The 13,980-nt window shown below is 56.0% G+C and carries 9 protein-coding genes and 1 pseudogene; all 10 read right to left on the reverse strand.

Going from position 1 to position 13,980, the window contains the following annotated elements:
* Positions 1-79 precede the first annotated feature (79 nt).
* The 10 genes and pseudogenes from HMPREF3178_RS26225 to asd all read right to left on the reverse strand — a co-directional run bounded on the left by HMPREF3178_RS26225 (position 80) and on the right by asd (position 13,798).
* On the reverse strand, positions 80-499 hold the full coding sequence (locus HMPREF3178_RS26225; RefSeq protein WP_017145307.1) for a YbbD family protein: 420 nt from the start codon (positions 497-499) through the stop codon (positions 80-82).
* Positions 496-1,200, reverse strand: a complete 705-nt coding sequence (locus HMPREF3178_RS26230) for a YbbD family protein (RefSeq protein WP_029496772.1) — start codon at positions 1,198-1,200, stop codon at positions 496-498. Before HMPREF3178_RS26230 ends, HMPREF3178_RS26225 begins: the two co-directional genes overlap by 4 nt.
* A 9-nt stretch (positions 1,201-1,209) precedes the next feature.
* The gene (locus HMPREF3178_RS30525) at positions 1,210-1,323 is read right to left on the reverse strand and encodes a periplasmic phosphate-binding protein (RefSeq protein WP_073970760.1); all 114 of its coding nucleotides are present in this window, start codon (positions 1,321-1,323) and stop codon (positions 1,210-1,212) included.
* A gap of 211 nt (positions 1,324-1,534) precedes the next feature.
* Positions 1,535-2,883: pseudogene (locus tag HMPREF3178_RS26235) on the reverse strand (PstS family phosphate ABC transporter substrate-binding protein).
* Between the two features lie 129 nt (positions 2,884-3,012).
* Complete coding sequence (glgP, locus tag HMPREF3178_RS26240; protein ID WP_004106484.1) at positions 3,013-5,460, reverse strand: glycogen phosphorylase; 2,448 nt, start codon at positions 5,458-5,460, stop codon at positions 3,013-3,015.
* 14 nt (positions 5,461-5,474) lie between these two features.
* Positions 5,475-6,908: a glycogen synthase GlgA gene (glgA, locus tag HMPREF3178_RS26245; protein ID WP_004106486.1), complete on the reverse strand. Its 1,434-nt coding sequence runs from the start codon at positions 6,906-6,908 to the stop codon at positions 5,475-5,477.
* Entirely contained in the window at positions 6,908-8,203 is a 1,296-nt protein-coding gene (gene glgC / locus HMPREF3178_RS26250; protein WP_004106488.1) for a glucose-1-phosphate adenylyltransferase, read from the reverse strand. The genes glgA and glgC overlap by 1 nt, the downstream gene beginning before the upstream one ends.
* Positions 8,204-8,283: 80 nt before the next feature.
* Positions 8,284-10,260, reverse strand: a complete 1,977-nt coding sequence (gene glgX, locus HMPREF3178_RS26255) for a glycogen debranching protein GlgX (protein ID WP_017145303.1) — start codon at positions 10,258-10,260, stop codon at positions 8,284-8,286.
* The gene (gene glgB, locus HMPREF3178_RS26260) at positions 10,257-12,443 is read right to left on the reverse strand and encodes a 1,4-alpha-glucan branching enzyme (RefSeq protein WP_004106491.1); all 2,187 of its coding nucleotides are present in this window, start codon (positions 12,441-12,443) and stop codon (positions 10,257-10,259) included. The genes glgX and glgB overlap by 4 nt, the downstream gene beginning before the upstream one ends.
* A 248-nt stretch (positions 12,444-12,691) precedes the next feature.
* Entirely contained in the window at positions 12,692-13,798 is a 1,107-nt protein-coding gene (gene asd / locus HMPREF3178_RS26265; RefSeq protein WP_004106493.1) for an aspartate-semialdehyde dehydrogenase, read from the reverse strand.
* Positions 13,799-13,980: the final 182 nt, after the last annotated feature.

The raw sequence follows: 13,980 nt of genomic DNA on the forward strand, positions 1-13,980 counted from the left end.
TCTACAGGCCGGATTCAGCGTTCGCTGGCGTCCGGCAAAGTGCGCGCTTCCTGTTCAATACCTTCCAGAACAGGCAGATTTAATAGCCGATTTTGGTACATGCGGGCATGTCGTTAGTTATGCGATAGCGCTCCACGCTTAATTTCTGAATAAAAAACGACTTTGCCTGCGCTTCGCTATTCCAGAGGGTTTTTCCCGTCTTACACCAACTTTTATGTGCAGAATCCAGGGATTGAACCACGCTCCCCAGGCCTAACGCTGCTTCAAAATGAGCGCGCTCATCGTGTTCCGCCAGCGCAAAATCAGCATAAAAAAGATCGAGGTCGAGATTAGTGGCTATTTTGATTTCGCGTGCGGAAATGGGGAAGAAGACCGGCAGCCAGCTCCAGATGCCGGATTGCTCTGGTATGGCGGCGTAGTCAGAGAAATGGCTTACGACACGATCGTCGCAGGCGGTTAGCGCGGCGACGAAGATTAACGCGATGGCCCCTCTTTTCACACCGACAACCGACGTCTTTCAAACGGACAATACTGAAAGCGCGCGTTGGCGGCGCTGAGGCGGATAAAAACGTCTCGTGGCAAATGAAAGCCGGGCCTGGTACAGCCCTCCTCGCAGTTCGTACAGCTTTTGTCGTCGCAGCGTTTAGCCTGATAATAGCGAGCATATAGCATCAGCTCCGCCTGCTTTTTTCTGAACAGCCGCAGACTATTGTCATTGTGATATTTCAACGCATCTTTAAAAACCTGCAGAATGAAAACATCCGCCACGCTGGCGTACTCTCTGAGCCCCCGCTTTGCGATAACGCTCCGCTGGTGATGAAAACCCAGCGCGGAGAACGCCACCGTGAAATCATCGTGAGTATCGATGTCGCAGGCGTAAATCGGGACTCTGTCGATATAAGGATCGAAATCCAGCTCCGCGCCGCAGACGCTCATACGGCCAATCGTCCCTGGGTCCAGAGAAAAACCCGGCCAGATGCCGCTGGATGTTAAACCAATCCCTACCATGACATCGTATGCCCGCAGCTCTTCCATACCCGGTGCGCCCACGAATTTTTCGGCCTGATCCAAAGCCTGATTAATCAGCTCCGCCACGATGCCTCTATGCCAGGCAGTGGATTCACGCCGCGCGATACAAATATCAGCGCCGCTGGCAGGATCGACGCCCGTCAGCTGCACGTACAATTTAATGTCTTCCATGGCGTTCATTTATTCCGTTACCGGATAGAGCGGTAGATAGCCCAGACTCTGCGCCAGAGTCTGGCCCTGCGGGCTGATAAACCACTCCACCAGGGTTTGCGTTTGCACCACGGGGGTTATCATTAACTGCACTTCTTTCTCCTGCGCCAGGGCTTTTGGCTTGAACGGATCGCCAGGCCAATTATCGTCGCCACAATCAGCAACGGATAAGAAAAACCTAAATAAGGGATTGCTGATGTAAGAATAAAGACAACAAAACTCACCGCCAGCGGCAGGAAAAAAAAGCCATCAACAAAATGGCAAGAATGTACTTTAAATTCCCTTTCATATTTACTTATTCCTGCGTTTTATACATCGGCACGTAGCCGACATCCTGCACCAGGTGCTGTCCCTGCGGGCTTAAAAACCACGCCACCAGTTGCTGCGTTTCTGCTGAGGTATGTTCCCGGGTGACCATATAGACATCAACCGTGTACGGGTAGCTGCCGTTACGTATATTCTCAACCGTCGGCGCAATGCCATTGATGGACAGCAGCTTGATATGTTTATTGCTGTTCATCTGCGTCGCGTAGTAGCGGAAGGTGTAACCAATCGCCCCGCGCGTATTCTGATATTCGGCCACTTCGCGGATGACGCCCTCCATTACTGTGGAAAACTCACTTTTCTTTGGCGGCAGCATCGGGACGCCCTTCATGACTTTTGCCAGCATCACCGTCTGGCTGCCAGAGTCCTCCGGGCGCTGCCAGGGCTGAATAGCTTTACTGGCGCCGCCGACATCGCTCCAGCGGGTAATTTTGCCGCTAAAAATCGCGCGGATTTGCTCCTCGCTAAGCGACTGGACCGAATTACTTTGATTGGCTATAAACACAAACGCTTCGCGGGCAAAAGGGGTATAGACCAGCTTAACGCCCGCATCCTGCGCGCGCTGTTTTTGCCCGGCTGAAGGTTGGACGACAAAAATGATATCGGTTTCGCCAGTAATTATGCTGCGCCAGGCATCCGGCGTGCGGGACTCGTGTAAATAGTCTCTGGTGGAAAACGTAGCAGGTAGGGTATTCAGGGCATAAAACGCTGACGCATAGAGCGGATATGCCGCCGTGGCCCCGGCCATCCGCGGCCAGTTTTGCGTAAAACGTAATTGCGGCGGTCCCTGTAATGGGGTGAGTTTACTGCAGCTTCCCGGCGCGAAATTGCCGGTATTAATCGACTCGAGAACGCTATTGTTTCTGCTGACAGAAGGATATTTTTCCTCATGTAGCCACGCCTGATAGAGCGCATACGCGCCCAGCAGCGCCAGTACCGCAAGTAGAATACAGCGGCAGAGCGATGCATTCCTGGCGATGGGTACATGCCTGTACGGCCAGTAATATCCCAGCGTAAAGCACAGCTGTGAGCCAACGGGTATCACCACGATCCCCCAATACCAGCCGCTCAGAGCCGATAGCACGCTAATACCAAACCATGGAAGCAGGAACGTAGACAGCCAAAAAAAGTTGAGCTGCTTAAAGCTGAGCTCCGCCCGCTGCAGCATGATAATCCAGGTCAGAAGCGCCATCAGCGCAGGCAGTAATAAGAGGCTCTGCCGCCGACCATCGCCAGCACCAGAGCCGCGACGTGCGTTAATATCGGCACGCCAAAAAAGGCCAATATCACTGACAGCAACAACCATTTCGTGTTTTTCATTTGTTATTCGCTCATCCCTGCGATGACGGAAGTATAAGCTGCTTAGTTCCTTGCGCCTCCCGGGCACTTTTCTGAAATTCCGGCATAAAAAAACGGGGCCATTTGGCCCCGTTCCCACAGGTTACATGACTACAGTCGAACCGGATCGATATGCCAGATATGGTCGGCATACTCTTTAATCGTGCGATCGGACGAGAAGTAACCCATATTAGCGATATTCAGCATCGCTTTATTGGCCCACTCCTCCGGATGACGGTACAGCTCATCCACCTTATCCTGACAATCCACGTAGCTACGGTAATCCGCCAGAACCTGATAGTGGTCGCCGAAGTTAATCAGCGAATCCAGCAGGTCGCGGTAACGTCCCGGTTCAGACGGACTAAACAGGCCGGTGCCAATCTGCGTCAGCGCCTGGTGCAGCTCTTCATCCTGCTCGTAGTAATCACGCGGTTTATAGCCATTGGCCCGCAGGGCTTCAACTTGTTCCGCCGTATTACCGAAGATAAAGAAATTATCCGCCCCAACGTGCTCCTGCATCTCAACGTTAGCGCCATCCAGAGTACCAATGGTTAACGCGCCGTTAAGCGCGAACTTCATGTTGCTGGTACCGGACGCCTCCGTCCCTGCCAGAGAGATCTGCTCGGAGAGATCCGCCGCCGGAATGATCAGCTGCGCGAGGCTAACGCTGTAGTTAGGAATAAACACCACTTTCAGCTTATCGCCAACTTCCGGATCGTTATTCACTACCGCCGCGACATCATTAATTAAATGAATAATATGCTTCGCCATATAGTAAGCCGAAGCCGCCTTTCCGGCGAAAATATTCACTCGCGGTACCCACTCAGCGTCAGGATCGGCTTTGATGCGATTGTAGCGAGTGATCACATGCAGCACGTTCATCAACTGACGTTTGTACTCGTGAATACGCTTGATCTGCACATCAAACAGAGCCTTCGGGTTGACGACCACGTTAAGCTGCTGGCCGATGTAGTTCGCCAGCCGCTGCTTGTTTTCCAGCTTGGCCTGGCGTACCGCCTGATTGACCTTCGGATAGTCGATATGCTGCTCCAGCTCCTTCAGCTGACTTAAATCCGTGCGCCAGGTATGACCGATATTTTCATCCAGCACTTTTGACAACGGCGGATTCGCCAGCGCCAGCCAGCGGCGCGGAGTCACGCCATTCGTGACGTTGGTGAAGCGCATCGGAAAAATTTTGGCAAATTCGGCAAACAGCGACTCAACCATCAGCCGGGAGTGCAGCTCCGACACGCCGTTGACCTTGTGGCTTACCACCACCGCCAGCCACGCCATACGGACGCGACGCCCGTTAGACTCGTCGATAATCGACGTACGACCCAGCATCGCCGTATCGTTGGGATACTGCTCCTGCAGGGTCTTCAGGAAGTAGTCATTAATCTCGAAAATAATCTGCAAGTGACGCGGCAGAATTTTACCCAGCATGTCGACGGGCCAGGTCTCCAGCGCTTCGCTCATCAGGGTATGGTTGGTATAAGAGAAGACCTGGCAGGTTACCTCGAACGCCTCATCCCAGCTGAACTTATGCTCGTCAATCAGCAGGCGCATCAGCTCCGGAATCGACAGCACCGGGTGCGTGTCATTGAGATGAATCGCGATTTTATCCGCCAGATTGGCGTAGGTTTTATGCAGCTGGTAGTGGCGGCTGAGGATATCTTGTACCGTCGCCGACACGAGGAAATACTCCTGGCGCAGGCGCAGTTCGCGCCCGGAATAGGTGGAGTCATCCGGATAAAGTACCCGCGACACGTTCTCGGAGTGGTTTTTATCTTCCACCGCCGCGAAGTAGTCGCCCTGATTAAATTTACCGAGGTTAATCTCGCTGCTGGCCTGCGCGCTCCACAGACGCAGCGTATTGGTGGCGTCGGTATCAAAACCCGGGATAATCTGATCGTAGGCTTCAGCAATAATCTCTTCGGTTTCCACCCAGCGTGAATGTTTACCTTCCTGCTGAATGCGGCCGCCGAAACGCACTTTATAGCGCGTATTGTGGCGCTCAAATTCCCACGGGTTACCATACTCCAGCCAGTAATCCGGGGACTCTTTCTGCCGCCCATCGACGATGTTTTGCTTAAACATGCCGTAGTCGTAGCGAATACCGTAGCCACGGCCCGGTAAACCCAGCGCCGCCAGCGAGTCAAGGAAGCAGGCGGCCAGACGCCCCAGGCCGCCGTTGCCCAGGCCCGGGTCATTCTCTTCATCAATCAGCTCTTCAAGATTCAGCCCCATTTCTTCCAGCGCGCTATTCACATCTTCATAAATACCGAGCGATAACAGCGCGTTGGATAAAGTACGGCCAATCAAAAATTCCATCGACAGATAGTATACCTGGCGCACCTCCTGAGAGAGCTGCGCCCGGTTTGAACGTAGCCAGCGCTCAACCATGCGATCGCGAACGGCGAACAGCGTAGCATTAAGCCATTCATGCTTGTTCGCGATAGCCGGATCTTTACCGATAATAAACATCAGTTTATAAGCAATAGAGTGCTTTAACGCCTCAACGCTCAGGGTGGGTGATGAGTAGCTAAAAGGTACATTCATAGCTTTGCTCCTGGTTACAGCAAGCGTTGATAAAGTTCGCGGTAAGAGTTTGCGGCAACCTGCCAGCTAAAATCCATATTCATCGCCTGGCGCTGGACGTAACGCCAGAGCGATGGGCGCGACCACAGGACGAACGTGCGTCGAATGGCCCGCAGCAGCGACACAGCGTTGCTATCTTCAAAAACAAAGCCGGTAGCCAGACCGTCGGCGAGATTCTCCAGCGAGCAGTCGGAAACGGTGTCTGCCAGACCGCCGGTGCGCCGCACCAGCGGTAGCGTGCCGTACTTCAGGCCGTACAGCTGGGTCAAGCCGCACGGTTCAAAACGGCTGGGCACCAGAATCACGTCGGCGCCGCCCATAATGCGGTGAGAGAATGCCTCATGGTAGCCAATCTGAACGCCGACTTTGCCCGGATGCTCGGCCGCAGCGGCCAGGAAGCCCTCCTGCAGTACCGGATCGCCAGCCCCCAGCAGCGCCAGCTGACCGCCCTGCTCCAGCAGGCCCGGCAGCGCCTCCAGCACCAGGTCCAACCCTTTCTGGCTGGTCAAACGGCTAACCACGGCAAACAGCGGCGCTTTATCATCCACCTTCAGCCCCATGGCGATTTGCAGCTGACGTTTGTTCTCAGCCTTCTCTTCCAGCCGATCTCGGTCATAGCGCGCGGCCAGCAGCAGGTCGCTTTCCGGATTCCAGATATGATCATCCACTCCGTTGAGGATCCCCGAAAGGCGGCCCTCATGCTGTCGCTGGCGCAGCAGCCCTTCCATCCCGTAAGCGAACTGCGGCTCGGTGATTTCGCGGGCATAGGTTGGACTAACCGCCGTAATATGGTCGGCGTAGTAAAGACCCGCCTTCAGGAAGGAGATCTGACCGTTAAATTCGAGGCCATGAACGTTATAGAACGACCAGGGCAGCTCAATGTCGTTCATATGCCACGAGTAGAACATCCCCTGATAGGCCAGGTTATGCACCGTAAAGACTGACTTCGCCGGGTGGCCGCGCGCCGCCAGATAGGCAGGGGTCAGCCCCGCATGCCAGTCGTGGGCGTGAACAACATCGGGACGCCAGAAAGGATCCAGGCCGCAGGCCATCTCGCTGCCTACCCAGCCCAGCAGCGCGAAGCGCAGCACGTTGTCGGTATAGGCATGCTGATTGGTATCGTGGTAAGGGCTCCCCGGACGATCGTAGAGATGCGGAGCATCAATCAGATAGATGCCCACGCCGTTAAAGTGGCCGAACAGTAAAGTGATACGCCCGGCAAACGTCTCCCGGCGCGTTACCACCTGCGCATCCGTCACGCCGCGGCGGATATCAGGAAACGCGGGCAGCAGTACGCGCGTATCAACGCCCCCGGCAATTTGCGCTGCAGGCAGCGCGCCGATCACATCCGCCAGTCCACCGGTTTTTAACAGCGGGAACATCTCTGAACATACATGTAATACCTGCATTAGCGCTCCTGTGGGTACCCCAATTTCCGCAGCATGTCGCGGGTGACCAGCACGATACCTTCCTCCGAGCGGTAGAAACGGCGTGCATCCTCTTCCGCGTTCTCACCAACAACCATACCTTCCGGTATCACGCAGGCACGGTCAATAATGCAGCGACGCAGGCGGCATGAACGGCCAACCCAAACCTCTGGCAGCAAGACTGCCGAATCAATATTACAGAATGAATTCACCCGCACGCGCGGGAACAGCACCGACTGCACAACCACCGAACCGGAGATGATACAGCCGCCGGAGACCAGCGAGTTGAGGGTCATCCCGTGGCTACCCGAGCGGTCCTGAACGAATTTCGCCGGAGGCAGAGGCTCCATATGGGTGCGAATCGGCCAGTTCTGATCGTACATATCCAGTTCCGGGGTCACCGAAGCCAGATCGAGGTTGGCTTTCCAGTACGCTTCCAGGGTCCCGACATCCCGCCAATAGGGCTCAGACTGCGGATCGGACTGCACGCAGGAAAGCGGGAAAGGATGTGCATAAGCCATGCCAGCTTTGGTGATTTTCGGAATGATGTCTTTACCAAAATCGTGGCTGGAGCTTTCATCGCTGTCGTCTTCTTCCAGAAGCTCATAAAGGTAATCCGCGTCAAAGACATAGATACCCATACTCGCCAGCGATTTGCTCGCATCGCCCGGCATCGCCGGAGGGTTAGCCGGTTTTTCGACGAAATCGATAATCTTATCGCTCTCGTCCACCGCCATTACGCCGAACGCCCGTGCTTCTTCAATAGGCACCGGCATACAGGCAACGGTGCAACGCGCGCCTTTTTCGACATGGTCGATAAGCATCCGCGAGTAGTCTTGTTTGTAGATATGGTCGCCGGCGAGGATGACGACATACTCCGCCTTGTAGCGACGAATGATGTCGAGGTTCTGCGTCACCGCGTCCGCGGTGCCGCGATACCAGTTTTCTCCCTGCATCCTTTGCTGGGCGGGCAGCAGGTCAACAAATTCGTTCATCTCTTCATTGAAAAAAGACCAGCCGCGCTGAATATGCTGCACCAGAGTATGCGATTGATACTGGGTGATGACGCCGATACGACGAATACCTGAGTTAATACAGTTAGATAACGCAAAATCGATAATACGGAACTTGCCGCCGAAATGGACAGCAGGTTTCGCGCGTTTATTGGTCAGATCCTTCAGACGGGTACCACGTCCCCCGGCAAGGATCAGCGCAACGGATTTGATCGGCAACTGACGCGCCAGCATCAATGGATCGTTCTTTTCTACCCCAACCATAATTAACTCCTTTTTTACTCCCCAGCTTGCCTGCCCTTCTCGTCGCGCCGCCGCTTCGAGACCAACCGGAAGCCCCGAGGTTACGACCTTTGAAATACGCACACTCCGTGCGCGGGCCCATGCCAGACAGCCATAGTGACCGGATTATCCTCTCCGGCGAAAGGTGGAATGGCGCGCCATTCCCCCGCGGGTAAAACCATCTCTGCCACCTCGGCGGTGGCGTTCAGCGCCATCAGCCAGCGATCGGACAATATGATCTGCATGCGCGGCGCACCGTGCTGCCATTCATCAGCGGACAACGGCTGAGCATGTTGGTTTAACCAGCGAACGCTGCCGTCTCCCTCCTGCCACCAGCGATTATCGGTTAAAGCCGAAATACGCTGGCGCAGATGAATCAACGCGGCGGTGAACGCGGTCAGCCCGCGGTTAGTATGGTTCCAGTCCAGCCAGGTCAACGCATTGTCCTGACAGTAAGAATTGTTGTTGCCATGCTGGCTGTGACCGTGTTCGTCACCCGCCAGCAGCATCGGCGTTCCCTGCGCCAGCAGTAGCGTCGCCAGAAGAGCGTGAACGCTGGCACGGCGCCGCTCAATGACGGCAAGACTCCCTTCTAATCCTTCTATACCATGATTGTTGCTGTAGTTATTGTTAGTCCCATCGCGATTCTCCTCCCCGTTTGCCTCATTGTGTTTCTGATTGAAACAAACGCAGTCGCGCAGGGTGAAACCATCGTGCGCGGTGACCAGATTAATCGCCGCCGACGGCGCTCTGCCGTTACGCTGGAAAACGTCGCTCGATGCGGCAAAACGCAGCGCGAAGTCGCCCAGCGAGACGTTCTGCTGTAGCCAGAATCGACGTGCGGTATCGCGGAAATGGTCGTTCCATTCAGCAAACAACGGCGGAAAGTTACCGACCTGGTAGCCCCCGGGACCGATATCCCAGGGCTCGGCAATCAGCTTCACTTCCGCAAGCCGCGGATCGTTACGAATGGCCTCAAACAGCGGCGCATCCTGACGAAACTCCGGCGTCCGCCCCATTACCGAGGCGAGGTCGAAACGAAAACCGTCGACGTGGCACTCATCGACCCAAAAGCGCAGACACTGGCGCGCATACTCCACCACCCCGGGATGGCTGAGGTTGAGGGTGTTCCCGCAGCCGGTCCAGTTGTGGTAATCACCGTCTTCCCTGATCCAATAATAGCTACGGTTGTCGATTCCGCGCAGGGAGAAGGTCGGCCCTTCCAGGTCTATCTCCGCGCTATGGTTCAACACCACGTCAAGGATCACTTCAATACCTGCCGCGTGCAGCGCTTTTACCGCATCGCGAAATTCGTTTAACGCCTGCTCCGGCGCGCTGGCGTAGCGCGTATCGAGGGCAAAAATCGCCAGCGGGTTGTAGCCCCAATAGTTGCTTAACCCCATCCTCTGCAAACGCGGTTCGCTGGCGAACTGCGCCACCGGCATTAACTCTAGTGCAGTAATGCCGAGCGTGCGGAAGTATTCGATCATCACCGGATGACCCAGCGCTTTGTAGGTGCCGCGGATCTCTTCCGGCAGCTCAGGATGCAGCCAGGTCAGCCCCTTGACGTGGGCTTCATAAATCACCGTCTGGCCCCACGGCGTGCGCGGCGGCTTATCGCCGCGCCAGTCATAATGGAGGTCGATTACCCGCGACTTCGGCGCTATTGCCGCGCTATCGCGGTTATCGGGAACGCTATCGCCGCCGTGAAGTCGCTCGTCGTCAGGCAGTCCGCCATCCACCTGGTGGCAGCAGGGATCGAGCAGCAGCTTTGCCGGATTGAAACGGTGCCCCTGCGCCGGGTCCCAGGGGCCGTGGACGCGGTAGCCGTAGCGCAGACCTGGCCCGACATCGGCGAGCCAGCCGTGCCAGATATCGCCGCTGCGTGCGGGCAGGTCGACTCGCCGCTCATTGCCCTGCTCGTCAAACACGCAGAGTTCCACCCGCTCCGCATGGACGGAAAAGAGCGCGAAATTCACGCCCTTACCGTCGTAGCTGGCCCCTAAAGGCGCGGGCTTTCCTGCCGTGAGTGCGATCATTGCGCCTCCCGCACCAGCCATACCGTCGCCAGCGGCGGCAGCGTAATGGAGAGCGAGTGTTCACGACCGTGGCTGGCGATCGGGTCGCTCTCGACGACGCCGCCGTTGCCGGTATTGCTACCGTGGTAGTGCATAGAGTCGGTGTTCAGCTCTTCACGCCAGCGGCCAGGCTGGTTGATGCCAAAGCGATACTCATGGCGCGGCACTGGCGTGAAGTTGCTGGCGACGATAATTTCGTTACCCGCCCTGTCGCGACGAACAAAGATAAAGACCGAGCGCTCGTGGTCGTCCACCACCAGCCATTCAAATCCGTAGGGGTCAAAATCCAGTTCATGCAGCGCTTTATGGTGGCGATAAGTATGGTTGAGATCGCGCACCAGCCGCTGGACGCCGTGGTGCCAGTTATCGCCGCCTTCCAGCAGATGCCAGTCAAGGCTTGTATCGTGGTTCCATTCTCGCCCTTGAGCAAACTCATTGCCCATAAACAGCAGCTTTTTACCCGGGAAGGCAAACAGCCAGCCGTAGTACGCGCGCAGGTTAGCGAACTTCTGCCAGGCATCGCCCGGCATACGGTCGAGAATCGATTTTTTGCCGTGCACGACCTCATCATGAGAGAGCGGCAGGACAAAGTTTTCGGTGTAGTTGTAGAGCATACCGAAGGTCATCTTGTCGTGATGATGTCGGCGATGCACCGGGTCCAGCTTCATATAGTCGAGGGTGTCGTGCATCCAGCCAAGGTTCCACTTGAACCAGAAGCCGAGCCCGCCGGTGGAGGAAGGACGAGACACGCCGGGGAAATCGGTCGACTCTTCCGCCATCGTCACCGCGCCCGGCGTCTGCTCGCCCAGCACGCGGTTGGTATTGCGCAGAAACTCAATGGCTTCAAGGTTTTCCCGACCGCCGAATTCGTTCGGCACCCACTCGCCCTGTTTGCGGCTATAGTCGCGATAAATCATTGATGCCACCGCATCAACCCGCAGCGCGTCAATGCCGAAGCGTTCGATCCAGTACAGCGCATTGCCGACCAGATAATTACTGACCTCGCGACGACCGTAGTTGTAAATCAGGGTGTTCCAGTCCTGGTGGTAGCCTTCGCGCGGGTCGCTATGTTCATACAACGAGGTGCCGTCAAACGAGGCGAGCGCGAAATCATCCGCCGGAAAATGGCCGGGTACCCAGTCCAGAATCACGTTCAGGCCCGCAGCGTGCGCGGCGTTGATAAAGTAGAGGAAATCCTCCCGGGTGCCGAAGCGACGAGTTGGCGCATATAGCCCGGTTGGCTGATAGCCCCAGCTGCCGTCAAACGGATGCTCATTAACCGGTAGTAGTTCAAGATGGGTGAAGCCCATCCATTTGGCATAAGGCACCAGTTGGTCGGCAAGCTCGCGGTAGCTCAGCCAGAAGTTATTATCGGTATGGCGACGCCAGGAGCCGAGGTGCACCTCATAAATCGAGATTGGCGCATCAAACTGGTTAGCCAGCTTGCGCTCCGGCGGCTGCTGGACCTTTTCCGGCAGCCCGCAGATGAGCGAGGCGCTATCCGGGCGCATCTGCGCTTCAAAAGCGTAAGGGTCGGACTTCACCCGCAGGTTGCCGTGGGCATCAATCAGCTCGAATTTATACAGCTGGCCGTTCAGCGCGCCGGGAACGAACAGCTCCCAGATGCCGGACTCTTTACGCAGGCGCATCGGGTGGCGGCGACCATCCCAGTAGTTAAACTGGCCGACGACCGACACCCGACGGGCGTTAGGCGCCCAGACCGAGAAACGCGTGCCGACCACGCCGTCCATAGTATCGGCATGCGCGCCCAACGTTTCATACGGACGCAGGTGCGTGCCTTCCGACAGCAGCCAGACATCCAGATCCTGCAGCAGCGGGCCAAAACGGTACGGGTCATCGATCAGATTCTGCTGCCCGTGCCAGGTGACAGCCAACTGATAACGAAAAGGATTTTTACGACGCGGCAGAACGCCGCTAAAGAAACCGCGCGAGTCGAGGCATTCCAGCTTGCCGACTTTGCGTCCGGTTTTTGGTTCAATGACCCACACTTCGGTGGCATCGGGTAATAATGCACGAACTTCCAGCCCGGCGTCGGTGTAATGCATGCCAAGCACGGAAAAAGGATCCGCAAAATGGCCGGCGATAAGCGCATTAATCACGTCCTTATCGATACGATTAGACATGGTTTCATCCTGTTGTAGGTGTCGCCCTTTCCTGTATCTGGCGACTTTTTTTTGACCTGAACGGCGCAGCACGTTACGCGTCCCCCTGCTCCGTCCCACCTTCAGGTAAGGAGACGTCATGACTCCTTACTTAAAGCATAGCCAAGGCTGAGTTACCTCCGTTGGGAAAAATCTAACATTCGCGTTTACTCCTTGTATTACGCAAAAAAAAGGGGTGTTTCAACACCCCTTTTCTCATCTTGTGACGACTACGCCAGCTGTCTTAGCATACGGCGGAGCGGCTCGGCGGCCCCCCACAGTAGCTGGTCACCAACGGTGAACGCCGACAGATACTCCGGCCCCATATTCAGTTTACGCAGGCGCCCCACCGGGGTGGTCAGGGTGCCGGTGACGGCAGCCGGGGTCAGCTCACGCATAGTAATATCACGATCGTTCGGCACCACTTTGGCCCACGGGTTGTGCGCGGCCAGCAGTTCTTCAACGGTCGGAATAGAAACATCTTTTTTCAGCTTGATGGTAAACGCCTGGCTATGGCAGCGCAGCGCGCCAACGCGAACGCACAGGCCGTCTACCGGAATCGGTGAGGCGGTCGCGAGGATTTTGTTAGTCTCCGCCTGGCCTTTCCACTCTTCACGGCTCTGGCCGTTATCCAGCTGTTTGTCGATCCATGGGATCAGGCTGCCCGCCAGAGGAACGCCAAAGTTATCCACCGCCAGTTCGCCGCTGCGGGTCAAAGAGGTGACTTTGCGTTCAATCTCCAGGATTGCGGAAGCCGGATCCGCCAGCTCAGCCGCAACATGGCTGTGCAGCTGGCCCATCTGGGTCAGCAGTTCGCGCATATGACGCGCACCGCCGCCGGAAGCCGCCTGGTAAGTCGCCACGCTCACCCACTCAACCAGATCCTGAGCAAACAGGCCGCCGAGGGACATCAGCATCAGGCTAACGGTACAGTTGCCGCCGACAAAGGTTTTAACGCCGTTGTTCAGACCTGCGGTAATGACATCCTGGTTCACCGGGTCAAGAATAATGATGGCGTCGTCTTTCATGCGCAGCGAAGAGGCGGCGTCAATCCAGTAGCCCTGCCAGCCGCTTTCACGCAGCTTCGGGTAAATATCGTTGGTGTAATCGCCGCCCTGACACGTGACAATAATGTCCAGCGCCTTCAGTGCTTCCAGATCGAATGCATCCTGAAGCGTGCCACCGGTACTGCCACCAAAGGATGGAGCAGGCTGCCCCAACTGGGAGGTGGAGAAAAAAACAGGGCGAATGGCGTCAAAATCGCGCTCTTCTACCATGCGTTGCATGAGGACAGAGCCGACCATTCCGCGCCAGCCGATAAAACCAACATTTTTCATAACGTATTCCTGCGAGGTGTGTGCTGTTTGTTCCAGGCCAGTTTCCTACTGGTTAGTCCTTCACATTACAAAATGCAGCTAAAGTCGCAAGTGAAATTAATCAATGATTGCCAGGCAATCAGTAACGCAGCTAATTTTGCCTGGCGGCCGCCGTCACTGGCACCCCGGAATACCCGAATAAT

Origin of the sequence: Klebsiella sp. HMSC09D12 (assembly GCF_001808475.1) — a bacterium.
GTDB lineage: Bacteria > Pseudomonadota > Gammaproteobacteria > Enterobacterales > Enterobacteriaceae > Klebsiella > Klebsiella oxytoca.

What these genes read in the sequence shown, in the direction of transcription:
- HMPREF3178_RS26230 (WP_029496772.1), bottom strand. Translation starts at nt 1,200, where the DNA reads ATGGAAGACATTAAATTGTACGTGCAGCTGACGGGCGTCGATCCTGCC.
- HMPREF3178_RS30525 (WP_073970760.1), bottom strand. Translation starts at nt 1,323, where the DNA reads ATGATAACCCCCGTGGTGCAAACGCAAACCCTGGTGGAGTGGTTTATC.
- glgP (WP_004106484.1), bottom strand. Translation starts at nt 5,460, where the DNA reads ATGAATGTACCTTTTAGCTACTCATCACCCACCCTGAGCGTTGAGGCG.
- glgA (WP_004106486.1), bottom strand. Translation starts at nt 6,908, where the DNA reads ATGCAGGTATTACATGTATGTTCAGAGATGTTCCCGCTGTTAAAAACC.
- glgC (WP_004106488.1), bottom strand. Translation starts at nt 8,203, where the DNA reads ATGGTTGGGGTAGAAAAGAACGATCCATTGATGCTGGCGCGTCAGTTG.
- glgX (WP_017145303.1), bottom strand. Translation starts at nt 10,260, where the DNA reads ATGATCGCACTCACGGCAGGAAAGCCCGCGCCTTTAGGGGCCAGCTAC.
- glgB (WP_004106491.1), bottom strand. Translation starts at nt 12,443, where the DNA reads ATGTCTAATCGTATCGATAAGGACGTGATTAATGCGCTTATCGCCGGC.
- asd (WP_004106493.1), bottom strand. Translation starts at nt 13,798, where the DNA reads ATGAAAAATGTTGGTTTTATCGGCTGGCGCGGAATGGTCGGCTCTGTC.